General features: G+C 70.8%; 21 protein-coding genes and 1 pseudogene. 12 read left to right on the top strand and 10 right to left on the bottom strand.

Features of this window, described 5'->3' with window-relative positions; translation table 11 throughout:
• The first annotated feature begins 629 nt into the window (after positions 1 to 629).
• The 6 genes and pseudogenes from oxlT (at position 630) to ACW9J6_RS19405 (ending at position 7,546) form a co-directional block, all read left to right on the top strand.
• Positions 630 to 1,916, top strand: coding sequence for an oxalate/formate MFS antiporter (oxlT, locus tag ACW9J6_RS19430; RefSeq protein WP_457118151.1), 1,287 nt, complete (start codon positions 630 to 632; stop codon positions 1,914 to 1,916).
• Between the two features lie 140 nt (positions 1,917 to 2,056).
• Positions 2,057 to 2,941 (top strand): alpha/beta fold hydrolase, encoded by an 885-nt coding sequence (locus tag ACW9J6_RS19425; protein ID WP_457118150.1) that lies wholly within the window; start codon positions 2,057 to 2,059, stop codon positions 2,939 to 2,941.
• 59 nt (positions 2,942 to 3,000) lie between these two features.
• A pseudogene (locus tag ACW9J6_RS19420) lies at positions 3,001 to 3,240 on the top strand (helix-turn-helix domain-containing protein); the annotation flags it as partial.
• A 438-nt stretch (positions 3,241 to 3,678) separates the two neighbouring features.
• Positions 3,679 to 4,497: a pyrroline-5-carboxylate reductase gene (gene proC, locus ACW9J6_RS19415; RefSeq protein WP_457118149.1), complete on the top strand. Its 819-nt coding sequence runs from the start codon at positions 3,679 to 3,681 to the stop codon at positions 4,495 to 4,497.
• Between the two features lie 96 nt (positions 4,498 to 4,593).
• On the top strand, positions 4,594 to 5,328 hold the full coding sequence (locus ACW9J6_RS19410) for a TetR/AcrR family transcriptional regulator (protein ID WP_457118148.1): 735 nt from the start codon (positions 4,594 to 4,596) through the stop codon (positions 5,326 to 5,328).
• A gap of 772 nt (positions 5,329 to 6,100) precedes the next feature.
• Entirely contained in the window at positions 6,101 to 7,546 is a 1,446-nt protein-coding gene (locus ACW9J6_RS19405) for an MmgE/PrpD family protein (RefSeq protein ID WP_457118147.1), read from the top strand.
• A gap of 3 nt (positions 7,547 to 7,549) precedes the next feature.
• Here the strand turns inward: ACW9J6_RS19405 and ACW9J6_RS19400 are convergent, their stop codons facing one another.
• Entirely contained in the window at positions 7,550 to 7,897 is a 348-nt protein-coding gene (locus tag ACW9J6_RS19400; RefSeq protein WP_457118146.1) for a DUF3088 domain-containing protein, read from the bottom strand.
• Positions 7,898 to 8,108: 211 nt separating this feature from the next.
• On the opposite strand from ACW9J6_RS19400, the gene ACW9J6_RS19395 reads away from it, so the two are divergent.
• The gene (locus ACW9J6_RS19395) at positions 8,109 to 9,572 is read left to right on the top strand and encodes an MDR family MFS transporter (RefSeq protein WP_457118145.1); all 1,464 of its coding nucleotides are present in this window, start codon (positions 8,109 to 8,111) and stop codon (positions 9,570 to 9,572) included.
• Between the two features lie 10 nt (positions 9,573 to 9,582).
• On the opposite strand, the gene ACW9J6_RS19390 is transcribed toward ACW9J6_RS19395, so the two are convergent.
• Entirely contained in the window at positions 9,583 to 10,188 is a 606-nt protein-coding gene (locus tag ACW9J6_RS19390; protein ID WP_457118144.1) for a biliverdin-producing heme oxygenase, read from the bottom strand.
• Positions 10,189 to 10,353: 165 nt separating this feature from the next.
• Here ACW9J6_RS19390 and ACW9J6_RS19385 point away from each other — a divergent pair, with 165 nt between their 5' ends.
• The 3 genes from ACW9J6_RS19385 (at position 10,354) to ACW9J6_RS19375 (ending at position 11,968) form a co-directional block, all read left to right on the top strand.
• Positions 10,354 to 11,055: an SDR family oxidoreductase gene (locus tag ACW9J6_RS19385; RefSeq protein ID WP_457118143.1), complete on the top strand. Its 702-nt coding sequence runs from the start codon at positions 10,354 to 10,356 to the stop codon at positions 11,053 to 11,055.
• 293 nt (positions 11,056 to 11,348) lie between these two features.
• Positions 11,349 to 11,537, top strand: a complete 189-nt coding sequence (locus tag ACW9J6_RS19380; RefSeq protein ID WP_457118142.1) for a hypothetical protein — start codon at positions 11,349 to 11,351, stop codon at positions 11,535 to 11,537.
• A 62-nt stretch (positions 11,538 to 11,599) separates the two neighbouring features.
• Positions 11,600 to 11,968, top strand: coding sequence for a hypothetical protein (locus tag ACW9J6_RS19375; RefSeq protein ID WP_457118141.1), 369 nt, complete (start codon positions 11,600 to 11,602; stop codon positions 11,966 to 11,968).
• A 35-nt stretch (positions 11,969 to 12,003) separates the two neighbouring features.
• On the opposite strand, the gene ACW9J6_RS19370 is transcribed toward ACW9J6_RS19375, so the two are convergent.
• The 5 genes from ACW9J6_RS19370 to ACW9J6_RS19350 all read right to left on the bottom strand — a co-directional run bounded on the left by ACW9J6_RS19370 (position 12,004) and on the right by ACW9J6_RS19350 (position 19,631).
• On the bottom strand, positions 12,004 to 13,842 hold the full coding sequence (locus ACW9J6_RS19370) for an ABC transporter ATP-binding protein (protein ID WP_457118140.1): 1,839 nt from the start codon (positions 13,840 to 13,842) through the stop codon (positions 12,004 to 12,006).
• Between the two features lie 221 nt (positions 13,843 to 14,063).
• Positions 14,064 to 14,990 carry an ABC transporter permease gene (locus ACW9J6_RS19365; RefSeq protein ID WP_457118139.1) on the bottom strand — a complete coding sequence of 309 codons (927 nt, stop codon included), beginning with the start codon at positions 14,988 to 14,990 and terminating at the stop codon, positions 14,064 to 14,066.
• Positions 14,956 to 15,915 carry an ABC transporter permease gene (locus ACW9J6_RS19360; protein ID WP_457118138.1) on the bottom strand — a complete coding sequence of 320 codons (960 nt, stop codon included), beginning with the start codon at positions 15,913 to 15,915 and terminating at the stop codon, positions 14,956 to 14,958. Before ACW9J6_RS19360 ends, ACW9J6_RS19365 begins: the two co-directional genes overlap by 35 nt.
• A gap of 25 nt (positions 15,916 to 15,940) precedes the next feature.
• Positions 15,941 to 17,731 (bottom strand): peptide ABC transporter substrate-binding protein, encoded by a 1,791-nt coding sequence (locus ACW9J6_RS19355; RefSeq protein WP_457118137.1) that lies wholly within the window; start codon positions 17,729 to 17,731, stop codon positions 15,941 to 15,943.
• A 109-nt stretch (positions 17,732 to 17,840) separates the two neighbouring features.
• Positions 17,841 to 19,631: a peptide ABC transporter substrate-binding protein gene (locus tag ACW9J6_RS19350; RefSeq protein ID WP_457118136.1), complete on the bottom strand. Its 1,791-nt coding sequence runs from the start codon at positions 19,629 to 19,631 to the stop codon at positions 17,841 to 17,843.
• A gap of 205 nt (positions 19,632 to 19,836) precedes the next feature.
• On the opposite strand from ACW9J6_RS19350, the gene ACW9J6_RS19345 reads away from it, so the two are divergent.
• Complete coding sequence (locus ACW9J6_RS19345) at positions 19,837 to 21,252, top strand: M20 family metallopeptidase (protein ID WP_457118135.1); 1,416 nt, start codon at positions 19,837 to 19,839, stop codon at positions 21,250 to 21,252.
• A 21-nt stretch (positions 21,253 to 21,273) separates the two neighbouring features.
• Here the strand turns inward: ACW9J6_RS19345 and flaF are convergent, their stop codons facing one another.
• Complete coding sequence (gene flaF, locus ACW9J6_RS19340; protein WP_457118134.1) at positions 21,274 to 21,645, bottom strand: flagellar biosynthesis regulator FlaF; 372 nt, start codon at positions 21,643 to 21,645, stop codon at positions 21,274 to 21,276.
• Between the two features lie 131 nt (positions 21,646 to 21,776).
• Between flaF and ACW9J6_RS19335 the strand changes: the two genes are divergently transcribed.
• Positions 21,777 to 22,055, top strand: coding sequence for a hypothetical protein (locus ACW9J6_RS19335; RefSeq protein ID WP_457118133.1), 279 nt, complete (start codon positions 21,777 to 21,779; stop codon positions 22,053 to 22,055).
• 21 nt (positions 22,056 to 22,076) lie between these two features.
• On the opposite strand, the gene ACW9J6_RS19330 is transcribed toward ACW9J6_RS19335, so the two are convergent.
• Positions 22,077 to 22,223 (bottom strand): hypothetical protein, encoded by a 147-nt coding sequence (locus ACW9J6_RS19330; RefSeq protein WP_457118132.1) that lies wholly within the window; start codon positions 22,221 to 22,223, stop codon positions 22,077 to 22,079.
• A 97-nt stretch (positions 22,224 to 22,320) separates the two neighbouring features.
• On the bottom strand, positions 22,321 to 22,641 hold the full coding sequence (locus ACW9J6_RS19325) for a hypothetical protein (protein WP_457118131.1): 321 nt from the start codon (positions 22,639 to 22,641) through the stop codon (positions 22,321 to 22,323).
• Positions 22,642 to 23,068 lie beyond the last annotated feature (427 nt).

Raw genomic sequence — 23,068 nt, 5'->3', positions numbered from 1 at the left:
CGCGCAGCGGCCTCGAAGCACCCCAGAAGGTTCATCCAAGAGAAAAGGCGCCTTGGACGAGATGCTGTGGGGTGCTTCGAGGCCGCTGTGCGGCACCTCAGCATGAGGCGGCGGGTTTGTTGCCGTTGATGGGATATTATGCTCTGCCTTGCGATCTTATTGCCGTATTAAATCTGATGCGCATCCAGGATATTCGGCCGAGATTTCGGCCCACAATGTCGATCAGGCCGTTGGGGCATGCTCGCGGATCGGCCCTGATGCGCTCCTCGGAAGCTTCGCGACGGCTTCATCTATCATACTGATAGAAATGGATTTTTCCGAGCGGTGTGCGCGCGGTAGCCCGCACGGGAGAGAGGATCCCCGCACCGGATTCACCACGTCATGCGCTTGAATGGACGATCGTCTTGTCAGTGTTCTTCGATCACCGGGTGCACGCGATAGCCCCTCTGCAGGGAGGGTCGTTGCGCCGCGCCGCCGCCGGCTATCAACCTCACCGCGAGTCGCCAATCCAGCCCGCAACCGGCATTATAGGCACCATCGTGCCGGTCTTCTGTTGGTATGTTGCATACCAAGAGATTTAGTGCATTCTCCCGGTGGGCGCAGCGCCCAGCCAACAAGGGGAATCAGGGATGGAACCTCAGGACGCCCCGTCCGCGAAGTGGTGGCAGCTCGCGTTCGGCATCATGTGCATGGCGATGATCGCCAACCTCCAGTACGGCTGGACACTCTTCGTCGACCCGATCGACGCAAAGTTCCACTGGGGGCGCACCGCGATCCAGTTCGCCTTCACGCTCTTCGTGGCCACGGAGACGTGGCTGGTTCCCGTCGAGGCCTGGTTCGTCGACCGTTACGGCCCGCGAATCGTGGTGCTGTTCGGCGGCGTGATGATCGCGCTCGCCTGGCTCCTCAACGCCTACGCGGACACCCTGGTGCTCCTCTATCTGGGGGCGGTACTGGGCGGGATCGGGGCCGGCGCGGTCTACGGCACCTGCGTGGGCAACGCGCTGAAGTGGTTCCCCCATCGCCGCGGCCTCGCGGCGGGCGCCACCGCGGCCGGGTTCGGGGCCGGCGCGGCGCTCACCGTGGTGCCGATCGCCAAGATGATCGCCGCGAGCGGCTACCAGCAGGCCTTCCTGACCTTCGGGCTGATCCAGGGCGGCGTGGTGGTCCTGCTGTCCTTCCTGCTGCGCAAGCCCCGCGTCGCCGTGCAGGTGCGGCGCAGGAGCCTGCGCCTGCCGCAGTCGCAGGTCGACCGGACGCCGGCCGAGGCGGTGCGCACCCCGGTCTTCTGGGTCATGTACGCCATGTTCGTGATGGTGGCTTCGGGCGGCCTGATGACCGCGGCGCAGATCGCCCCGATCGCCCACGACTACAAGGTCGCGGACGTGCCGGTGAGCCTGCTCGGCCTGCAGATGGCGGCGCTGACCCTCGCCATCTCCCTCGACCGCATCTTCGACGGCTTCGGGCGTCCCTTCTTCGGCTGGGTCTCGGACAACATCGGCCGCGAGAACACCATGTTCATCGCCTTCGGCACCGCCGCCGCGGCGGTGATCGTGCTGCTGCTGTTCGGGCACAACCCGGTGGTCTTCGTGCTCGCCACGGCGGTGTATTTCGGGGTGTTCGGGGAGATCTACTCGCTGTTTCCGGCCACCTGCGGCGACACCTTCGGCGCGAAATTCGCCACCAGCAACGCGGGCCTGCTCTACACGGCGAAGGGCTCGGCGGCCTTCGTGGTGCCCTTCGCCAGCATGGTCTCGGCGGCCTACGGCTGGTCGGCGGTCTTCGCGCTGATCGTCGGGCTCAACGTGACGGCGGCGGCGCTCGCCCTGTTCGTCCTCAAGCCCATGCGGCTGCGCTACCTCTCGGAGGCCGAGGCGGACGCGGCGGCGGGCGCGCGGGCCGTGCAGATGGCCTGACGGCGTGACGACCGGCGGGGCGCGAAGGGCGGCGGAAGGGATCCCGCCGCCCTTCGCGCATGCTTGCCCTGCGCCGGAGACGCCTTCGCGCTCGCCGGCGCCTCCGCTAGGAGGAGTCGGAACGGGGACGAACGGGGCCGATGGAGACGCGGGACGCCGCCTTCACGCGCGAGACGCTCGACATCGGCGACCCCGGCGGCGGGCGCGTCGCCCTGCTGGATGTCGGCCCGCGGAACCGCCCGGCCGACGCCCTCCTGCTGCACGCGAACGGCTTCACGGCGCGCACTTATCGCGGCCTGATCGCGCCCCTGGCGGAGGACCTGCGCATCCTCGCCACCGACCAGCGCGGCCACGGCGCCACGACGCTGCCGGCCGATCCGCGCGGCCGCCGGAGCTGGAACGACGTGGCGGCGGACCTCGTCGCGGTGCTCGACCGGCTGGATTGCCCGCCGCTCACCCTGATCGGCCACTCGATGGGCGGCACCTCCGCGCTGCTCGCGGCGGCACGCCGGCCCGACCGGGTGCGCAACCTCGTCCTCCTCGATCCGGTGATCCTGCGGCCCCGCGATGCCCTCGCGGCCCGCCTGCCGCTCCTGCGCCGGCTGATCCGGCGCCACTCGCCCCTCGCCGACGGGGCGCTGCGGCGCCGGGCGACCTTCCCGTCGCGGGAGGCGGCCTTCGCCGCCTATCGGGGGCGCGGCGCCTTCCGCACCTGGCCGGACTGGGCGCTCGCCGACTACGTGGCGGAGGGATTCCGCGATTCGCCGGACGGGACCGTGGCGCTCGCCTGCGCGCCGGCCTGGGAGGCGTCGAACTACCTCGCGCTCGGCCACGACGCCTGGGGCGCGCTCCGCCGCCTGCGCCGGCCGGCCGCGATCCTGCGGGCGGCGTCCGGCAGCACCTGCGCCCCCGACGGCGACCGGCCGCCCCTCGTGACCGTCGAGACGGTGCCGGGTACCACGCATTTCCTGCCCTTCGAGGCGCCGGACCGGGTGCGCGCGGCGATCCGGGCGGCGGCGGGGTGAGCGATCCCCTTTTCCTCAGCCGCACGGTTTCGCCAGAGAACGGATCGCAGGATCGCCCAGATGCGGGGTCGGTCGTTCCCGCCGGGCAGATGCTGTCGATGCGGCAGGCGGCAGACATTCTCAACGTATCGCGACCTTTTCTGATATCGTTGCTTGACAAGGGAGAGATCGCACACACGAAGGTCGGCCGACATCGTCGGATCAAGGCCGACCATCTGTTCGCATACAAACGAACAAGAGACGCCAAGCGCAGCGATGCCCTGTCGGCTCTGGCGGAGATGGATGCAGAGTATTTCTGAGCCTTGTTCGCCAATCGCTTCACCGCGCTCATCGACGCCTGCGCGTTGGAGCGAAACCTGCTCCTGATGAAACCAGGAGGCGCCCGCTTCATGGCGAGCTCCCCTTTTCCGGACGAGAACACCGTCAGCGGAAGCAGATCCGGAACCCGGCGCCAGACTCCGCGAAGCGACTGCTTTTCAACACCGCTGCTGGCATTCGGAGCCGCTTCGCGGCGGATTCCTGTGCTGGTTTCCGGGTCGCATTCCGCTGACGCTGCATGCGCCCGGAAAAGGGGAAGTCTGATGTGAACCCGCGAGCTGGTGTCTGTCTGGCTTGGCTCCGCATGTCTCCTGCGCCGGGGCTGTGAGCGTCGAGCCCGCGCGACCGCCCACGCTCCCGCGCGGCCGGGAAATGGGCTAGGCAGGCGCTCGGATTCTCCCTGACCCCGGTTCCCGCCCATGACCCGCGCCGACCTCCCCGCCTCCCTGATCCTCGTCGGCGCCGGCAAGATGGGCGGGGCCATGCTGGAGGGCTGGCTCGCGGGCGGTCTCGACGGGTCGCGCATCGCCGTCGTCGATCCCGGCGCCTCGCCCGACCTCGCCGCCCTCTGCGCGGCGCGCGGGATCGCCCTCAACCCGTCGGACCCGGCGCCCCCGGAGGCGCTGGTCCTGGCGATCAAGCCGCAGGGGCTGGAGGCGGCCGCCCCCGCCGTCGCGCCGCTCGCGGGGCCCGACACGCTCGTGGTCTCGGTGCTGGCGGGCAAGACCGTGGCGAACCTCAGGGCCCGCCTGCCGCAGGCCCGCGCCTTCGTGCGGGCGATGCCGAACCTGCCCGCCAGCATCGGCAAGGGTGCCACCGGCGCGGCGGCGAGCCCCGAGACGAGCCCGCGCCAGCGCCGGGTGGCGGACGCGCTCCTCTCCGGCATCGGCATCGTGGAGTGGCTCGACGACGAGGCGCTGATCGACGCGGTGACGGCCCTCTCGGGCTCGGGACCCGCCTACGTGTTCCTGCTCGCCGAGGCCCTCGCGGCGGCGGGCGACGCCGCCGGCCTGCCGCCGGGGGTCGCCGCCCGCCTCGCCCGGCAGACCGTGGCGGGGGCGGGCGCGCTGCTCGCCGAGAGCCCCCTCGATCCCGCGACGCTGCGCCGGAACGTGACCTCGCCGGGGGGCACCACCGCGGCGGCGCTCGAGGTCCTGATGGCGGAGGGTGGGCTCGCCGCCCTGCTCCGGGACGCCGTGGCGGCGGCCAAGACCCGCTCGGCCGAATTGTCGGGCTGATACGCCCGATACGACAGGCCGCCGCAGCGCCCTACCCTGCCGATCCGGCCCGCACTCCCCTACATCGGGAGGCGTAAGGCATCACCGGAGCACCGCATGGCCAGGAAGCCCAGATCCGCCGACGCGCCGGAGAGTCCGGCGGGCAACCCGCGGGAGGCGATCGTCGAGGCGCTGATGCGGCTCGCCGCCGAGCAGCCCTGGACCGACATCGAGATCACCGACATCGCCCGCGAGGCCGGCGTAAGCCTGGCGCAGTTCCGCGACCTCTTCCCCTCGAAGGGGGCGGTGCTCGGCGGCTTCTCCCGGATGATCGACCGGCAGGTGCTGGAGGGCACGACCGGCGACCTCGACGAGGAGCCGTCCCGCGAGCGCCTGTTCGACGTGCTGATGCGGCGCCTGGACGCGATGACGCCCTACAAGGCGGCCCTGCGGCGCATCACCTTCGCGCTGCGCGCCGATCCGCTCTCGCTTGCCGCCCTCAACGGCGTCGCGCTGAACTCGCAGCGCTTCATGCTGGCGGCGGCCGGGATCGACAGCGAGGGGCCGCTCGGGCGCCTCAAGCTGCAGGGCGTGGTGATCGCCTTCGCGCGCACCATGCAGGTCTGGCTGGAGGACGACGACCCCGCCCTGGCCCGGACCATGGCCCATCTCGACCGCGAGATCCGCAACGGCGAGCGGCTGATGGAGCGGGCCGAGGATCTCCGCCGCTTGACCGCGCCGTTCCGCGCGCTCGGCCGCTCGCTGGTGGAGCGCGGCAGCCGCCGGGCGCGCCGGCCCGCCCGGAGGGAGCCGGAGGATGACGGGATCGACGGCGATCCGGTCGCGATCTGAGGCGGGGGCGAACCTTCTCCCCGCTGCGCACGGCTGTCCGGTAGAAATGTGAGGCACGTCTCCCCTCTCCCGAGTGGGCTAGCGTGTTCACACGTCGCCTATCGGCATGAAAAAGCTCTTCTTGCGCAGTCGCTTGAGCGGAATCGAGGAGACCCGCGGGATCCCCTCTCCCGTGCGGGAGAGGGGTAGGGGTGAGGGTCCCGGACCGTGCCGTCATCACGCGAAGACGGTCGTGCTGACAGCGGGACACGTCAGAATTCTTGCTGAACCACCTGGACCCTCACCCCTGCCCCTCTCCCGCACGGGAGAGGGGTTCCCCGCGCCACACCCGGGAACCCTCGTGTATCAACGTAAGTATCTGTTTTGTTTGTATTTTTCTCGTTCTGTGAATCCGCTAGCCCGAGTGGGAGAGGGGCCGGGGGATCGAAGATCCCGCGTGAGGGTGGCTCGGCTTCAGCAAGAAGACGGGACCTAGCCGCTGGCAGCTCGACGGTTCAGATCGATCCTCACGCCGAGCCACCCTCACCTCTACCCCTTTCCCACTCGGGAGAGGGGATCCCGCGTGAGCTGGAATGGCATAGTTTGTTGTTAACAGAGCGCTTTTCTGAGACCAAAACGCCCTAAAAGGGGCTTCCGATCTCCCCGGACAGCTGTGCCCTCTGCAGAAGAAGGTTCGGGCGCGCGGCATCCCCTCGGGCCGCTTCCGATCTTGCCCCGTCCTCCGGTATACTGTCCGCCAACGACACCGAAGAACGGACCCGGAGGAGACGCCATGGTGAGGATCGACCGCCGCACGCTGATCGGGGCCGCGGGCCTCGCCCTCGCCGGGACTGCGGGGAACGCCGCGCAGGAGCCCGCCCCGCCCGCGCCGCAGGCGCCTCACGATGTCACCCGCACCCTCGCCCGCTACGTGGTGGAGGCCCGGTTCGAGGACCTGCCCGAGCCGGTGCGGCGGGAGGGCACCCGGACCTTCCTCAACTGGGTCGGCGTCGCCATCGGCGGCTCGCATCACGAGACCCTGGACGTCGCGGTCTCGGCGCTCAAGCCCTTCTCCGGGCCGCCCCAGGCCGGGCTGTTCGGGCGCGGCGAGCGCTTCGACATCATGAACGCCGCCTTCCTGAACGGCGTGTCGAGCCACATCTTCGACTACGACGACACGCACCTGAAGACCGTGATCCACCCGGCCGGCCCGGTCGCGTCGGCGATCCTGGCGCTGGCCGAGATGCGCCCGGTCTCGGGGAGCGACTTCCTCAACGCCCTGGTGATCGGCGTCGAGACCGAGTGCCGGATCGGCAACGCGGTCTATCCCAACCACTACGATGTCGGCTGGCACATCACCGGCACGGCCGGCGTGTTCGGGGCCGCGGCCGCCGCGGGGCGGCTGATGGGGCTCACCGAGCAGCAGATGGTCTGGGCGCTGGGGCTCGCCGCCTCGCAGCCGGTGGGCCTGCGCGAATCCTTCGGCTCGATGAACAAGAGCTTCAATCCGGGCCGCGCCGCCGCCAACGGGCTCTTCGCGGCGATCCTGGCCTCGAAGAACTACACGAGTTCGGACGGGATGATCGAGGCCAAGCGCGGCTGGGCCAACACCATCTCGACCAAGCAGGATTACCGGGAGATCACCGAGGGGCTGGGCAGCCGCTACGAGGCGCTGCTCAACACCTACAAGCCCTTCGCCTGCGGCATCGTCATGCATCCGGCGATCGACGCCGCCGTGCAGCTGCGCAACCAGCACCACCTCGCGCCGGAGCAGATCGCCCGGGTCGACCTCAAGGTCCACCCGCTGGTGCTCGAACTCACCGGCAAGACCGCGCCGCGCACGGGGCTGGAGGGCAAGTTCAGCATCACGCACGCGGTGGCGGTCGCGCTGGTCGAGGGGGCGGGCGGCGAGAAGCAGTTCAGCGACCGGGCTGTGCGCGATCCCGTGATCACGGCTTTGCGCGCCAAGGTCGTCCCGACGGTGACCCCGGGTGTGCGGCCCGAGCAGGTCGACATGACGGTCACGCTGACGGACGGGCGGACCCTGACGCGCCACATCGAGCACGCGATCGGCAGCGTCGAGAACCCGATGAGCGACGCCGATCTGGAGCGGAAGTTCACCGACCTCGCCGAGGGCATCCTGCCGGAGGCGCAGATCCGCCGGGTGATGGCCCTGTGCTGGGACGTCGCCTCCCTGAAGGATGCCGCTGACGTGGCGCGGGCGGGCGTCCAGGCCTGACCCTCAGGGGTGCGGCTCGGGGAAGCCGTGGCGCTCGCTCAGGGCGCCGAGGATCCCATCCTTATCCGCGACGAAGCGGCGCCCGGCATGGGTGCCGCTCACGAAGCGGGAGGAGCCCCCCGCCGCCAGGACGAGGAGCGGCAGGACCTGGTTGGCCTCGCCGACGAGCGCCGCGACCTCCCGGCGCGGGCGGGGCCAGGCGACCCGCACCACGTCGAGGCGACCCGCCAGGTCCGGGAAGGAGGCCAGCACGCCCTCCAGCAGCGCGCAGTGCCAGCAGTAGAAGCGCCGCCCCGGATAGGCCGGATCGACGAAATCCGGCGCGATCAGGAACAGTCGATCGCGGTCCATGCCCATCCCCTCCCGGGTGCAACGGCCAGCGAAAAGGCCGCTCGGAAACAGATCCGAATCAATCCCGCATGCGATCGACGCAGACCTGCCCTGTGAGCGTCGTCAAGTCTCGCGGCGAAGCTTGCGGTTGCGATCCACTGGTTTAGCTCACGCCCCTCAGGAGCGGCCCGCCCGGGCGCCCCGGCCGGCGCGCTCCCCGACTGGACCGATCATGTCAGCACTCCCGACGACCCGCCGTCCCTTCGTGATCGCGGCGGTGATGGCCTCCATGTTCATGGTCGCCATCGAGGCCACCATCGTGTCGACCGCGATGCCCCAGATCGTCGGGGATCTCGGCGGGCTCTCCCTCTACGCCTGGGTGTTCTCGTCCTTCCTGCTCACTCAGACCGCCGCGACGGTGGTGTTCGGCAAGCTCTCGGACGTCTACGGCCGCAAGCCCGTGATGCTCGCCGGCATCGCGGTGTTCCTGGCGGGCTCGCTGCTCTGCGGCTTCGCCCGCACGATGCCGGCGATGATCGCCTTCCGGCTGATCCAGGGCGTCGGCGCGGGGGCGATCCAGCCGATCTCCCTGACCATCGTGGGCGACCTCTACAGCGCCGAGGAGCGCGGGCGCATCCAGGGCTTCCTGGCGAGCGTCTGGGCGACCTCGGCGGTGCTGGGGCCGCTGGCGGGCGGCTTCATCATCGAGCACTTCTCCTGGGCCTGGATCTTCTGGCTCAACATCCCGATCGGGTTGCTCGCGGCCGCCGGCTTCGCGACCTTCCTGCACGAGGGCGTGGCCCGGGCCTCCCGCCGCATCGATGCGGCCGGCGCCGCCCTGTTCACGGTGGCGATCGGCGCCCTGATGGTGGCGCTCACGGAGGCCGGCGCCTCGGACAGCTGGGGCGCCATGACGGCCGCAATCATCGCCCTCGTCGGCGCGATCCTGTTCGTGATCCAGGAGCGGCTGACCCCGGAGCCGATCATCGCCTTCTCGGTCTGGAGCCGGCGGCCGATCGCGGCCTCGAACGGCTGCTCGCTGCTCGCCGGCATGGCGCTGATCGGGCTCACCACCTTCCTGCCGATGTACGTGCAGGGGGTGCTCGGGCAGACGCCGCTGGTGGCGGGGCTCGCGCTCACCGTGATGGTGCTCGGCTGGCCGATCGGCGCGACGCTCGCCGCCCGCACTCTCACGCGCTTCGGCCTGCGCCCGATCCTGCTCACCGGCAGCCTGCTCCTGCCCGTGGGGGCGAGCGTGCTCCTGACGCTCGGCCCCGGCTCAGCCCCGGTGACGGCGGGCGTCGCCTCGATGGTGATGGGCTTCGGCATGGGGCTCCTCAGCAACACCGCCCTGATGCTGATCCAGGAGATCGTGCCCTGGACGCAGCGCGGCAGCGCCACGGCCTCGAACGTGTTCTCGCGCAACCTCGGCAGCACGCTCGGCGCGACGCTGTTCGGGGCGGTGCTCAACCACGGCCTCGGCCGCGCCGGGGCGGGCGTCACCACCGACCAGCTCCAGCGGCTGCTGGCGTCGAGCGAGGGCGCGAGCGGGCTCGGCCGCATCCGCGACACGCTGCAGCTCGCCCTGCACCAGACCTTCGTGGCGATGTTCGTCATCGCGGTGGCCTGCGTGGTGCTGGCGCTCCTCGTGCCGCACGTGCCCCTCGGCCGGGCGCGCGAGACCCCGGCGGAGTAGCCGCGGCGCCTCAGGCTGCCCGGCGCCCCGCGAGGTCCGCGGCCCGGAAGGCCGCCGCGAAGGCCGCGAAGGCGTCCTGCGCGCCGCGGATCACCGCGGCCGCCTCCTCCGGATGGCGCGCCCCGAAGGCGTCGAGGGCGGCGCGCAGCTCCGCCCAGAGCCGCCCCGCCGCGCGGCCGTGCCCCCCGAAGAAGCGCGTGGCGGCGCCGAGATCGAGGTCGGACCGCGCCCGGAGATCGGCGAGGATGAGCTTTCCGCCGAGGGCCGAGCCTTCGAGCACGTAGAGCCGCCCGAGGGCCTCCGCGAAGGCCGTGCTCGGGGCGAGCGCGACGGCGGGAGCCGGGCCGGCCGCGAGATCGGCGAGATCCGCCGCGAGGAGCGGGCCGCGCGCCCGGGCCAGTGGATCGAGGCCGAGGGCGGTCCAGTCGGGCCAGCGCGCGAGATCGCCCTCGATCGGCCCCCAGACGCTCAGCAGCGCGGCGAGGCAGGCGGCGTAGTCGGCCCGGCTGCGGATGGTGCCCGGCAGCCCGCTCAGCGCCTCGACCCGCGCGTGGGCGCCCTGCGTCTCGGCGCGCAGGCGCAGCGACAGGAGAGCGTCGGGAGCGGGATCGGTCACGGGCGGGTCCTTCGGCGACGCCCGGGACCGGGCGCTGATCGGGATCGCGAGAAGGCACGATCGGGTCAGCGGCGCAAGTCCGCGATGCACGGCCGCGACGGCATGGACTCCGGCGCCGGAATTCGCCAGCACTGTCCTGGAACCAGGGATCGAGGGAGCGAAAGCGTGGGCGAGCGGGTGGCCATCATCACGGCGGGCGGCAGCGGCATGGGCGCGGCGGCGGCCCGGCAGCTCGCGGGCGACGGGTTCAAGGTCGCGATCCTGTCCTCCTCCGGCAAGGGCGAGGCCCTGGCGCAGGAGCTCGGCGGCTTCGGGATCACCGGCTCGAACCAGTCGACCGACGACCTCCGGCGGCTCGTCGACGGGACGATGACGCGCTGGGGCCGGATCGACGTGCTGGTGAACAGTGCGGGCCACGGGCCGCGCGCGCCGATCCTCGATCTCACCGACGACCAGTGGCACACCGGGCTCGACGTCTACCTGATGAACGTGATCCGGCCGACGCGGCTCGTCGCGCCGGTCATGCAGGCGCAGAAGGGCGGCGCGATCATCAACATCTCGACAGCCTGGGCCTTCGAGCCGAGTGCGCTCTTCCCAACCTCGGCGGTGTTCCGCGCCGGGCTCGCGGCCTTCACCAAGGTCTTCGTCGACACCTTCGCGGCCGACAACCTGCGCATGAACAACGTGCTGCCCGGCTGGATCGACAGCCTGCCGGCCACCGAGGAGCGCCGCCGCAGCGTGCCGCTCGGCCGCTACGGCCGCGCCGAGGAGATCGCCGCCACGATCGGGTTCCTGGCCTCCGAGGGAGCGGCCTACATCACCGGCCAGAACATCCGGGTCGATGGCGGGCTGACGCGGTCGGTGTGAGGTGATCACCGGCTTCGCCATCGCTCGTGAATGAAATCGAGGAAGGCCCGCTCCACGCCGAGCATCCCCCTTTTCCGGACGACTGCAGCGTCAGCGGAAGGAGATCCGGAAACCAGATGATGAATCGCCGCGAAGCGGCTCCGCATGCCAGCAGCGGTGTCGAGAAGCAGACGCTTCGCGGAGTCTTGCGCTGGTTTCCGGATCTCCTTCCGCTGGCGCTGCAGTCGTCCGGAAAAGGGTAGCATTCGATGTGAGAGACGAGCCATGGCGGCTGTGTGAAGCGCCGGTCCTCATTGAGGTCCATACCGACCTTCTGCGGCCGGAACGCGCTCCTCTCGGAGACCGAGCGCTCACGCCTGCATTGGCGCAGCACGAAGCCGCTGATCTCCTCCTGTGCCATTCACGTCTGGACCTCCGACGAGGTCTCCATCCAGGCCCTGGTCGCCCTGGACATCTTGCGGGACATCCAGGCCGGCGGCTGAGCGGGACGCCCCCCTTGCCTCGCCCCCTTGCCCCGCACGCCCGAAGGGAGCAAGTCCGTCCCATGAGCGAGCCCTCCGCCACCCCGACCCGCCGCCGCGACTGGCCCGGCCTGTTCCTGCGCGCGGTGGCGTCCCTGCTCCTCGGCCTGCCTGTCGGCGGCCTGCTCTACGCCCTCGGCCTCGTGGCGCGGGACTGGTACGTCCAGGATCCGATCCTCCAGCACCCTTGGCTCCTCGCCTTCCGCAGCCTCGGCACCGCCTTCGGCTACGTCTTCATGGGCGGCTTCGCGTGGTCGCCCGAGACCGGCTACCAGAGCCTGCACGCGTGGTACGCGGCCGGCGTGCTCCTGGTCTTCGGCCTCCTCAGCCTGCCGCATCGCCGCGCCGCCGCGCGGGCGGAGCCCTGGCCGCGCCTGTCCGAGGGTCCCTGACGTCCAGGATCGGCCGCCCTCCCCGTGAGGCCCGCTCACGCCGCCGCGACCGCCGGCGGCTCCCATTCCGGCCCCCAGACCTGCACCGCGTGGCCGGGCGAGACCTCGCGGTAGCTCCGCTCGGGCGGCACGTAGTCGACCGGGCGGATCGGGCTGCGGATCTCGTCGGCGGCGAGGCCGTGGCGGGCGCGGCGGCGGGCGGGGTCGGGCACCGGCACGGCGGCAAGCAGCCGCCGGGTGTAGGGGTGCTGGGGCGACCCGAAGATCGCCGCGCGGGGACCGATCTCCACGATCTCGCCGAGATACATCACGGCGACCCGGTGGCTCACCCGCTCCACCACCGCCATGTCGTGCGAGATGAACAGATAGGCGAGGCGCAAGGATTCCTGCAGGTCGAGGAGGAGGTTGACCACCTGCGCCTTCACCGAGACGTCGAGCGCCGAGACGGATTCGTCCGCCACCACCAGCCGCGGCTCCAGGGCGAGCGCCCGCGCGATGCAGATGCGCTGGCGCTGGCCGCCGGAGAATTCGTGCGGGTAGCGGCCCGCCATCTCGGGCTTGAGGCCGACGCGGGCGAGCAGGTCCGCCGCCCGGGCCTGCGCCTCCCGCCGCGAGGCGAGGCGGTTGACGAGCAGCGGCTCGGCGATGGCCGCGCCGACGCTCATCCGCGGGTCGAGGCTCGCGAAGGGGTCCTGGAAGATCATCTGCATCCGCCGCCGCCGCGCGCGCAGCTCCGCGGCGGAGAGCCCCATGACGTCCTCCCCGTCGAGGAGGACGGAGCCCGCCTGCGGCTCGATCAGCCGCAGCACCGAGCGGCCGGTGGTGGACTTGCCGCAGCCCGACTCGCCGACCAACGCCAGGGTCTCGCCCGGCTGCAGGTCGAAGGAGACGTTCTCCACCGCGTGGACCCGGCCCCGCACCCGCCCGAGCAGCCCGCCGCGGATGGCGAAGCGGGTGGTGAGGCCCTTCACCTCCAGCACCGGCCGGCCCGCCGCCACCGTGTCCGCCTCCTCGCGGGCCGGCACCGCCTCGCCGGTGGCGCGGTCGACGATCGGGAAGCGCACCGGCCGAGGCCGGCCCCGCATGGCGCCCAGCGCCGGCACCGCGGCGAGCAGCGCCCGGCTGTAGGGATGGGTCGGGCGGGCGAAGATCTCGGCCGTCGGCCCGCTCTCCACCGCCCGCCCGTCGAGCATGACGACGGTGCGGTCGGCGATCTCCGCCACCACGCCCATGTCGTGGGTGATGAACAGGACCGACATGCCCTCCTCGTCCTGGAGGGCCTTGATGAGGTCGAGGATCTGGGCCTGGATGGTGACGTCGAGGGCGGTGGTCGGCTCGTCGGCGATCAGGAGCTTCGGCCGGCAGGCCAGCGCCATGGCGATCATCACCCGCTGGCGCATGCCGCCCGAGAAGCGGTGCGGGTGGTCGTGGACGCGGGAGGCCGCGGCCGGGATCCGGACCTTGTCGAAGAGCCGCACCGTCTCGGCCTCGGCCTGGCTCCGTGAGAGGCCGCGATGGGCCATCAGCGCCTCGGCGATCTGGAAGCCGACGGTGAGCACCGGGTTGAGGCTCGTCATCGGCTCCTGGAAGATCATCGCGATGTCGCCGCCGCGGACCTTGCGCATCTCGGCCTCCGGCAGGGCGAGGAGGTCGCGGCCCTGGAGCAGCACCTCGCCGGTGACGCGGCTGGCGTCCCGGGGGGTGAGGCGCATGGTCGAGAGGGCGGTGACGCTCTTGCCGGAGCCGGATTCGCCCACCAGCGCCACGGTCTCGCGCGGGCCGATCTCGAACGAGACCCCGTGCACCACCGGGCGCCAGCGCCCGTCGACCCGGAAGGCGGTGGCGAGGTTCCGGACGGAGAGGATGGGGGTCATTCAGGTCTCCGGAAACGCGAGGGCGGGCGCCGCGGCATCACCCTCCCCCCTCTGCGGGGGAGGGTGGCCTGCGGAGCAGGCCGGGAGAGGGGCAGCGCGACGATTCTCCCGGGAGCGCCCGTCAGAACGGTTCAGGTCAATCCTGAAACGGGGTTCCCCTCTCCCGCCCGGCTCCGCCGGGCACCCTCCCCCGCAGAGGGGGGAGGGTTGGGGCGGGCCCATCACAGCACCCGCCGCGGATCGAGCGCGTCCCGGAGGCCGTCGCCGATGAAGTTGATCGACAGCACCGTCAGGAAGATCGCCGCGCCCGGGAACAGCGCCCAGTGCGGCGCCACGTCGAGGTGGTCCTTGGCGTCGTAGAGGAGCCGTCCCCAGGTCGGGATGTCGGGCGGGAAGCCGAGCCCCAGGAAGGACAGGGTCGATTCGGCGATGATCGCCGCCGAGACCTCGATCGTCGCCGCCACGATCACCGGCCCGAGCGCGTTCGGGAGGATGTGGCGCATCACCTGGTGCAGGGGCCCAGCGCCCTGCGCGCGGGCCGCCTCCACGAACTCCTTCTCGCGCAGGGACAGGAACTGCGCCCGCACGAGGCGCGCCACCGGCATCCAGCGCAGGCCCCCGATCACCGCGACGATCATCACGAAGATGCCGCCCTCGACCCCGAAGGCCTGCTTGAGCTGGTCGCGGAAGAGGTAGATCACGAGGAGCAGCAGCGGCAGCTGCGGCAGGGACAGGAACAGGTCCGTCACCCACATCAGCACCGGGTCGAGGAGGCGGCGCGACATCCCCGCCACCGCGCCCAAAGCCACGCCCACGACGGTCGCGACCAGCATCGCGGCGAAGCCCACCGCGAGCGAGATGCGCCCGCCATAGATCATGCGGGCGAGGAGGTCCTGGCCGAGATCGTCGGTGCCGAACGGGTGCTGGGCCGAGGGTCCCTGCAGCATCGCCGCGAAGTCGATGTCGTCGATGGCGACCGGCCAGACGAGGCCGCCGAACACCACCCCCAGCACCAGCACCGCCAGGATCACGCTCGACACCACCGCCAGCCGGTGGCGGCGGAAGCGCCGCCAGGTGTCGCGGCCGGAGGCGGCGGGCGCCGGCGCCGCCGCCTCAGCCGAAGGAGATGCGAGGGTCGAGCCAGCCATACAGGAGGTCCGCGATGAGGTTGAACAGGACGACGAGGCAGGCGAACACGAAGGTCACCGCCATCACCACCGGCGTGTCGTTGGCGAGCATCGCGTTGATCAGGAGCGAGCCGATGCCCGGCACCCGGAAGATCTGCTCGGTGACGATGGCGCCGCCGAACACCGCGGGGATCTGCAGCGCGACGAGCGTCACCACCGGGATCAGCGCGTTGCGGGCGATGTGGCGCAGCGTCACCACCCGCTCGCTCAATCCCTTGGCGCGGGCCGTGGTGACGTAGTCGAGGCGGGCCACGTCCAGCACCGAGGCACGCACGTAGCGGGTGTAGGAGGCGGCCTGGAACAGCCCCAGCACCAGGACCGGCATGATCGCCTGCCGGACATGCTCCCAGTACCAGTGCCAGCCCGTCGCCGTGATGTCGGCGTTGTAGACGAAGGGCAGCCAGTCGAGCTTCAGGCTGAACAGCAGGATGAACAGGATCCCGGTGAAGAAGGTCGGCAGCGAGAAGCCCACGAAGGCCAGCGTGTTCGCCACCTGGTCGAGGAGCGAGTAGGGCCTGAGCGCCGCCAGGATGCCCACCGGCAGCGCCACGAGCAGCGCCAGCACCTGCGAGGAGCCGACCACGAAGAGCGTGGTCGGCAGGCGCTGGAGGATCAGGTCGTCGACGTCGACCCGGCTCGCGAAGGAGAAGCCCCAATCCCCGTGCAGCATGGCGACGAGCCAGTGCAGGTAGCGGACCAGGATCGGGTCATCGAGGCCGAACTTCACGCGCAGGGCCTCCCGCACCTCGGGCGGGACGTTCGGGTTGGTGGCGAGTTCCCCGAACGGGTCGCCCGGTGCGAGCGCCAGCACGGTGAAGAGGATCAGGCTGATCCCGAGCAGGCTCGGGATCGCGATCAGGAGACGGCGGAGAAGGTAGGCGCCCATCCGGTCCCTTACGGTCTGACTGCATTCATGACGCTTTGTACCACTCGGCGAGGAAGGAGAGGGTGTCGTCCCAGCCGCTGACCGGCGCCCGGAGCTTGGCCGCGAGCCCCGAGACGTTCGGCCGGTGCAGCAGCGGCAGGACGTATTCGGACACGACGATGTCGTTCATCTTGATGAAGAGGGCGGCGCGCTTGACCGGATCGAGTTCCACCTCGGCGGCGCGATAGCAGGCATCGGCCTCGGCGTTGCGCATCCGGCCGATGTTGCGGCCCTGCCACTTGTTCTCCTTGGTCGCCGCCTCCCAGGAGACGAACAGCACCATCATGTCCTTCGGATCCGGCGCTCCCAGGAACCAGCTGTACATCTCCATGTCGGCGTAGAAATGCGAGTTGGTGTCCGGGTTGGCGACGTCCGAGGAGAAGAACACCGAACCGGGAACCGACTTCAGCTCCATCTCGATGCCGGCCTTCTGCGCGGCCTGCTTGATGATCGCCTGGGTCTTCTGGCGCGGCGGGTTGATCGAGGTCTGGAACAGGAATTTCAGGCGCCTGCCGTCCTTGGTCCGGATGCCGTCCGGGCCCTTCTTCCAGCCCGCCCCCTCAAGGAGCCCCGCCGCCTTCTCGATGTCGAAGGCGAAGGAGGTGTTGGGGGAGCGGAAGCGCTCGGGGCCGTTGAGGATGTTGGCGGTCGCCCGCGCCGTGCGCCCGTAGATGTATTGCTGCACCGCCGCCCGGTTCACGATCAGGTTCATGGCCTGGCGCACGGCCGGGTCCGAGAAGGCCGGATGCTGGGTCTTGAGGGACGACCGCTCGCCGTCGACCTCCGTCCACGGGTCGGTGGCGTTGAGCAGGATGAACTCGACGTTGCCGCCATAGGCGATGTCGAGCCGGCCCTTGCCCTCGGCCTCCAGCCGCTTGAGGATCTCGTCCTCGACCTGCAGGTTCCAGGCGAAGTCGTACTCGCCCGTCTGCAGCACCGCGCGGGCCGCCGAGACCGCGTCGCCCCCGCCCTTCATCTCGACCGAGTCGAAGAAGGGGCGGTTGGGCACGTGGTAGTCGGGGTTGCGGGTGCCGCGCACCACGTCGCCGGGCCGGAACTCGACGAACCGGTAGGGGCCGGTGCCGACCGGGGCGAGGTTCGTCGGCGCGTCGCGGGACTTGTCGCCGATATAGGGCTCGAACAGGTGCCTGGGGAGGATCATCCCGTCCGAGCCGACGAGGGGATGGGCCCAGAACGGCGTCGGCTTGTCGAACAGCACCCGGACCGTGAGGGCGTCGACCGCCTCGACGGTGAGGTCCTTGTAGGTGCCGGAAGTGGTGGTGGCCGTCGCCGGGTCGGCCGCGTAGCGCCACGTGAACACGACATCGTCGGCGGTGAAGGGCTTGCCGTCGTGCCATGTCACGCCGGGCTTGAGCTTCCAGACCACCGAGCGGCCGTCCGCCGCCACGGCGCCGTTCTCGCGACTCGGGATCTCGGCCGCGAGGACCGGGACGAGGTTCGCCTCGCCGTCCCAGGCCGCGAGGGGCTCGTAGAAGACCCGCGCCCCCTCCTTGTCCTTGGTGCCGACCGCGAAATGGGGGTTGAGCAGCGTCGGCGCCTGCCAGAACAGGAGCTTCAGCGGCCCGCCGCCGCCCGCCTTGCCGGGCGTGTAGCCGTCGCGCAGGCTGGCGCCCTGCGCGACACCCGCATGGGCGAGGATCGACCCGGCCATCGGGGCGGTGAGGCCGACCGCCAGCATCCGCCGCACGACCTCCCGGCGGGAGAGCCGCCCGGTCTTCGCCGCCTCGATCAGGGTCCTCAGGTGCCGCTCGGTCATCGTGCTCGAAGCTCCGCTCGTGAGGCCGGCAGCATGCCCGCATCACGTGCAATGACGCAAGGGAAGACGACAGCTCCCGGTCCGGTGACGCCTCGCATCGGATCCCGGCTCACGCCTCCTTGTACCAGTCGGCAAAGAAAGACAGAGAATTGTCCCAGCCGCTCAGCGGTCCCTGCAGCTTGATGTTCAGCCCCGAGATCTGCGCCCGATGCAACAGCGGCAGGACGTATTCCTTCACCGTGGCGTCGTTCATCCTGATGAACTGGGCGGCACGCTTGACCGGATCGAGCTCTTCCTGGGTGGCGCGATAGGCCGCGTCGGCCTCGGGGCTGTTCATCCGGCAGATGTTACGGCCCTGCCACTTGTTCTCCTTGGTCGCCGCCTCCCAGGACACGTATTGCAGCATGAACACGCCGGGATCGGCCTGGGTCATGTTCCAGGTATACATCTCCATGTCGGCGTAGAAATGCGGATAGGTATCCGGGTTGGCGACGTCGGAGGAGAAGAACACCGAGGCCGGGATCGATTTCAGCTCCAGCTCGATGCCGGCCTTCTGCGCGACCTGCTTGATGATCGCCTGGGTCTTCTGGCGGGGCGCGTTGATCGAGGTCTGGAACACGAACTTCAGCTTCTTCCCGTCCTTGGCCCGGATGCCGTCCGAGCCCTTCTTCCAGCCCGCCGCCTCCAGGATCTGCGCCGCCTTGTCGGGATCGAAGGCGAAGCTGGTGTTCTTCGACCGGAACTGCTCGGGGCCGTTGAGGACGTTGGCGGTGGCCCGGCCGGTCCGGCCGTAGATGTATTGCTGCACCGCCGCCCGGTTGACGATCAGGTTCACGGCCTCGCGCACGGCCGGGTCCGAGAAGGCCGGATGCTGGGTCTTGAGGGACGACCGCTCACCGTCGACCTCCGTCCAGGGGTCGGTGGCGTTGAGCAGGATGAATTCGAGGTTGCCGCCGTAGGCGATGTCGAGCCGGCCCTTGCCCTCGGCCTCCAGCCGCTTGAGGATCTCGTCCTCGACCTGCAGGTTCCAGGCGAAGTCGTACTCGCCCGTCTGCAGCACCGCGCGGGCCGCCGAGACCGCGTCGCCCCCGCCCTTCATCTCGACGGAATCGAAATAAGGCCGGTTCGGCAGGTGGTAGTCGGGGTTGCGGGTACCGCGCACCACATCGCCGGGCCGGAACTCGACGAACTTGTACGGGCCGGTGCCGACCGGCGCCAGATTCGCCGGCGCGTCACGGGACTTGTCGCCGGCATAGGCCTCGAACAGGTGCTTGGGGATCAGCATCCCGACATTGGCCACGAAGGCGTCGGCCCAGAACGGCGTCGGCTTGTCGAACAGCACCCGGACCGTGAGGTCGTCGACCTTCTCGACCTTGATGTCCTTGTAGGAGCCGATGGTGGTCGCCGCGGTGGCGGGGTTCGCGGCGTATCGCCAGTTGAAGACGACGTCGTCGGCGGTGAAGGGCTTGCCGTCGTGCCACTTCACGCCGGGTTTCAGCTTCCACACCACCGAGCGGCCGTCCGCCGCCACGCCGCCGTTCTGGCGGCTCGGGATCTCGGCCGCGAGGATGGGCGCGAGATTGCCCTCCGCGTCCCAGGCCGCGAGGGGCTCGTAGAAGACCCGGGAGCCCTCCTGATCCTTGGTGCCGACCGCGAAGTGGGGGTTGAGGAGCGTCGGGGCCTGCCAGAACAGCAGCTTGAGCGGCCCGCCGCCACCCGCCTTCGTCGGCTTGTAGCCGGCGCGCAGGTCGGCGGCCTGGGCGACCCCTTCGTGGGCGAGCATCATGCCGGCCATCGGCGCGGTGAGGCCGACCACCAGCATCCGCTGGACGAAATTCCGGCGCGAGAGCCGTCCGTCCTTGACCGCACCGATCAGGCTCCGCAGGTCCCGCTCGTTCATCGGCTTCGCCCTTCAGGTGTTGTGGCCGGCAGCATGCACCAGACGCCCGCTTCCGCAAGCCGGTGGCCGGCGCTTTACAAATCCCGGGCCATTCTCGTCCCCGGGATACTGACGATGCGCTTGGCTCCCGTGCATTCGGGAGCGTTCGCCCGGCGGCCCGCCTCCTGCATAAGGGGCGGTCACGACCCGACCGGGAGGAAATTCGATGGACAACCGCAACGGCGTCTGGCGGCAGGTCGACGCGCATAAGGCGCGGCTCCTCGCCCTGAGCGACCGGGTCTGGGGAACGCCGGAGGTCTGCTACACCGAGGAGCGCTCGGCCGCCGCCCACGCGGAGGAACTGCGCCACCAGGGATTCCGGGTGACCGAGGGCGTGGCCGGCATCCCGACCGCGCTGGTCGGCGAGGCCGGCGAGGACGGGCCGGTGATCGCGTTCCTGGGCGAGTACGACGCCCTGCCGGGCCTGAGCCAGGAGGCCGGGGTCGCCGAACACCGGCCGATCGAGACGGGCGGGCACGGCCATGGTTGCGGGCACAACCTGCTCGGTTCGGCGGCCCTGCTGGCCGCCACGGCGCTGAAGGACTGGCTCGCCGAGACCGGCCAGCACGCCCGGGTGCGCTACTACGGCTGCCCGGCCGAGGAGGGCGGGGCCGCCAAGGCCTTCATGGTGCGGGAGGGCGCCTTCGCGGATGCGGACGCGGCGATCACCTGGCACCCGGCGAGCTTCTGGGAGGTGGCGCCGCCGCTGGCGCTGGCCAACACCCGGGCCGATTTCGTGTTCACCGGCCGGGCGAGCCACGCGGCGGCGGCCCCGCATCTCGGGCGCAGCGCCCTCGACGCGGTCGAATTGATGAATGTCGGCGTCAACTACATGCGCGAGCACATGCCGAGCGACGCCCGGGTGCACTACGCGCTGCTCGACACCGGCGGCATCGCCCCGAACGTGGTCCAGGCCCATGCCCGGGTGCGCTACTCGATCCGCGCCCGCGACCTGCCCGGCATGCGCGAACTCGTCGACCGGGTGCGGCGGATCGCCGAGGGTGCCGCCCTGATGACCGAGACCCGGATGGAGATGCGGGTGGTCAGCGCGGTCTCGGACCTCGTCGGCAACACGCCGCTGGAGGAGACCCTGCACGCGGTCATGGAGGATCTCGGACCCCCGCCCTTCGACGAGGAGGACCGCGCCTTCGCGCGCGCCATCCGGGCCACGCTCACGCCCGGGGACATCGCGGCGGTGTGGCGGGCGATCGGCCTGAAGCCGACGGACGCGCCGCTCGCCGACTTCCTGGTGCCCCTCGACGCGCGGCGCAACCCGGCGATCGGCTCTACCGATGTGGGCGACGTGAGCTGGGTGGTGCCGACCGTCCAGGCCCACGCCCCGACGGTGGCGATCGGCACGCCCTTCCACACCTGGCAGGTGGTGGCGCAGGGCAAGAGCCCCGCCGCCCACAAGGCGATGGTGCAGGTGGCCAAGGCCATGGCGGCGACGGGCGCCGCGCTCGTGATGAATCCGGGCCTGATCGACGCCGCGAAGGCGGACCTGGCGGACCGGACGGGGGAGGGCTACGTCTCGCCCCTGCCGCCGGAGGTCGCCCCGCCGCTCGACATGTCGCGCGGCTGAGGCGGGCCGCTTCTCTCCCGGTCAGGGATTGGGATTGCCGCGCAGGCCGCTGGCGAGTTCGCGGTTGATGCGGATCAGGGCCGCGAGCTTCTCGGCGTGGGGCTCGATCATCACGTCGAAGGTGCGGCTGAACACGAAGGCGCCGAGGCGGGCCATCGAGTCCTTGAGATCCTGCGGCAGCGGCGCGTTGGGCTCGGTGGCGGCCGTCGAGAGCAGCGTCCAGACCTTCTGGTTGAAGCTGAGCGCCTCGTGAAGCGCCGGCTGCTGCTCGTCCCAATTGTCCTGGATCGCCTGGAGACGCGCCGCCGCCTTGATCAGGACGGCCGCCTCGGCCTCGCGGGGCGTCAGCGCCGCCTGGGAAGCCTTGGCATAGGCGTTGGCTCCATAGCTCATCGGGTGCGGTTCCTCCGGACCGGCCATTCAGGGCCGGGGAACACTCGCAGCCGAGCGTTAAACTTGGGTTGTGATCGGGGTGCCATAAGGGCGCCGCGGAACGACCGGGGCTCTGCCCTGAATCCGCTACGATGTCGGATCATGCAGCCGCCGCTATGCTGAATTTCGTGCTCGGCGCCATCGCGGGCGCCCTGATGGCTCTGGTGGCGACGATCGCGGCGGTCCGGAACCCGGACGTTCAGGTCCGCATGGGGCTGGTGCGGCCAGAGGCACCGGTCGTCCCGGTGCGCCGGCCCGAGCCCCTCTGCCCGGCGCCGCCGATCTCACCGAGCCTCGCGGCCATTGCGCCGGTCGGCCAGCCCGAGATGCTGTTCGCCCGCCGCCGCTTCTGGTCGGTGGCGCCGCGCTGAGCGGGGCGTCGCGCGGCGCCCTCAGAAGGTGCTGAGCAGGACCATCACCACGGTGGTGGCGGCCGTCGAGCCGAGGAAGCCGCACAGGGCGGCCGCGAAGGAGTGAGCGCCCGGAACGGCGGCATCGACGCGGGGAGCGGTTTCGGTGAGGGTGGACTCGGTGGCCATCGGGGTCTCCCAGGGGCACGGGTTCGTTGAGGACAGGAATGCCTGCGCGGCGGCGGCGGCGTCCGTGCGGATTCGCACCCGCGGCCACGCGGCGGGGTCAGTCACAGCGGAAGGCGCGCTTCTCCACGCGCACCGAACGCAGGGCGCCGCGCAGGTCGATGGCCGCGAGGCCGGCGCCGCATTCCTCGAAGCGGTCGCGGGCATCCTCGTAGCGGTCCTCGACATCGCCGAGCGTGTCGCAGACCCGGTCGCGGTCGCCGAGGCGGGCGTCCTGGCGGGCCTGGAACCGCAGGGCGGCGGCCTCCTCCATCTTGCGGTGGGCCGGCGCGCAGGTGGCGGGCTGGGCGAGGGCGGGGGCCGCCGCGGCCGCAAGCGCGGCCGTCAGCGGCAACAGGACGAGACGGAGGTGTGGCGTCATCGCTGAAAGCTCGATTGGGATCTGGGGCCGACCGGGGCGGCGCCCGCCCTCGGGGAGGGCGTGCCGCGCAACCCGGAGGCCTCCGAGAAACGGCGACGTCCGGCCAGGGTTCCGGCTTTTTCGCAGCTGCGAGCGCCAGCGGTCCGCGCGCCACGCCCCCTTCCTGGCATGGTGAAGCGTTCGCCTTTCGCCGAATGGAGCGGGGGAGACCGCTCTCTCCGCGTCCGGCGAGCGTGTTCACACTTCGCCTATCGGCATGAAAAAGCTTTTCTTTCGCAATTGCTTGAGCGAACTGAAGAGACCCGCGGGATCCCCTCTCCCGTGCGGGAGAGGGGTAGGGGTGAGGGTCCAGGACCGTGCAGTTATCAAGCGAAGACGGTCGTGCTGGCAGCGGGACACGTCAGAATACTTGCTGAACCACCTGGAC

It is taken from the genome of Methylobacterium sp. JK268 (assembly GCF_054052225.1).
The sequence above is the reverse complement of the archived record's forward strand: the minus strand, read 5'-3'. Positions and strand labels throughout refer to the sequence as shown.

Bases quoted from the DNA above. Each gene is read 5' to 3' on its own strand.
- oxlT (WP_457118151.1), top strand. From the start codon at position 630: ATGGAACCTCAGGACGCCCCGTCCGCGAAGTGGTGGCAGCTCGCGTTC.
- ACW9J6_RS19425 (WP_457118150.1), top strand. From the start codon at position 2,057: ATGGAGACGCGGGACGCCGCCTTCACGCGCGAGACGCTCGACATCGGC.
- proC (WP_457118149.1), top strand. From the start codon at position 3,679: ATGACCCGCGCCGACCTCCCCGCCTCCCTGATCCTCGTCGGCGCCGGC.
- ACW9J6_RS19410 (WP_457118148.1), top strand. From the start codon at position 4,594: ATGGCCAGGAAGCCCAGATCCGCCGACGCGCCGGAGAGTCCGGCGGGC.
- ACW9J6_RS19405 (WP_457118147.1), top strand. From the start codon at position 6,101: ATGGTGAGGATCGACCGCCGCACGCTGATCGGGGCCGCGGGCCTCGCC.
- ACW9J6_RS19400 (WP_457118146.1), bottom strand. From the start codon at position 7,897: ATGGACCGCGATCGACTGTTCCTGATCGCGCCGGATTTCGTCGATCCG.
- ACW9J6_RS19395 (WP_457118145.1), top strand. From the start codon at position 8,109: ATGTCAGCACTCCCGACGACCCGCCGTCCCTTCGTGATCGCGGCGGTG.
- ACW9J6_RS19375 (WP_457118141.1), top strand. From the start codon at position 11,600: ATGAGCGAGCCCTCCGCCACCCCGACCCGCCGCCGCGACTGGCCCGGC.
- ACW9J6_RS19370 (WP_457118140.1), bottom strand. From the start codon at position 13,842: ATGACCCCCATCCTCTCCGTCCGGAACCTCGCCACCGCCTTCCGGGTC.
- ACW9J6_RS19365 (WP_457118139.1), bottom strand. From the start codon at position 14,990: ATGGCTGGCTCGACCCTCGCATCTCCTTCGGCTGAGGCGGCGGCGCCG.
- ACW9J6_RS19360 (WP_457118138.1), bottom strand. From the start codon at position 15,915: ATGGGCGCCTACCTTCTCCGCCGTCTCCTGATCGCGATCCCGAGCCTG.
- ACW9J6_RS19355 (WP_457118137.1), bottom strand. From the start codon at position 17,731: ATGACCGAGCGGCACCTGAGGACCCTGATCGAGGCGGCGAAGACCGGG.
- ACW9J6_RS19350 (WP_457118136.1), bottom strand. From the start codon at position 19,631: ATGAACGAGCGGGACCTGCGGAGCCTGATCGGTGCGGTCAAGGACGGA.
- ACW9J6_RS19345 (WP_457118135.1), top strand. From the start codon at position 19,837: ATGGACAACCGCAACGGCGTCTGGCGGCAGGTCGACGCGCATAAGGCG.
- flaF (WP_457118134.1), bottom strand. From the start codon at position 21,645: ATGAGCTATGGAGCCAACGCCTATGCCAAGGCTTCCCAGGCGGCGCTG.
- ACW9J6_RS19335 (WP_457118133.1), top strand. From the start codon at position 21,777: ATGTCGGATCATGCAGCCGCCGCTATGCTGAATTTCGTGCTCGGCGCC.
- ACW9J6_RS19330 (WP_457118132.1), bottom strand. From the start codon at position 22,223: ATGGCCACCGAGTCCACCCTCACCGAAACCGCTCCCCGCGTCGATGCC.
- ACW9J6_RS19325 (WP_457118131.1), bottom strand. From the start codon at position 22,641: ATGACGCCACACCTCCGTCTCGTCCTGTTGCCGCTGACGGCCGCGCTT.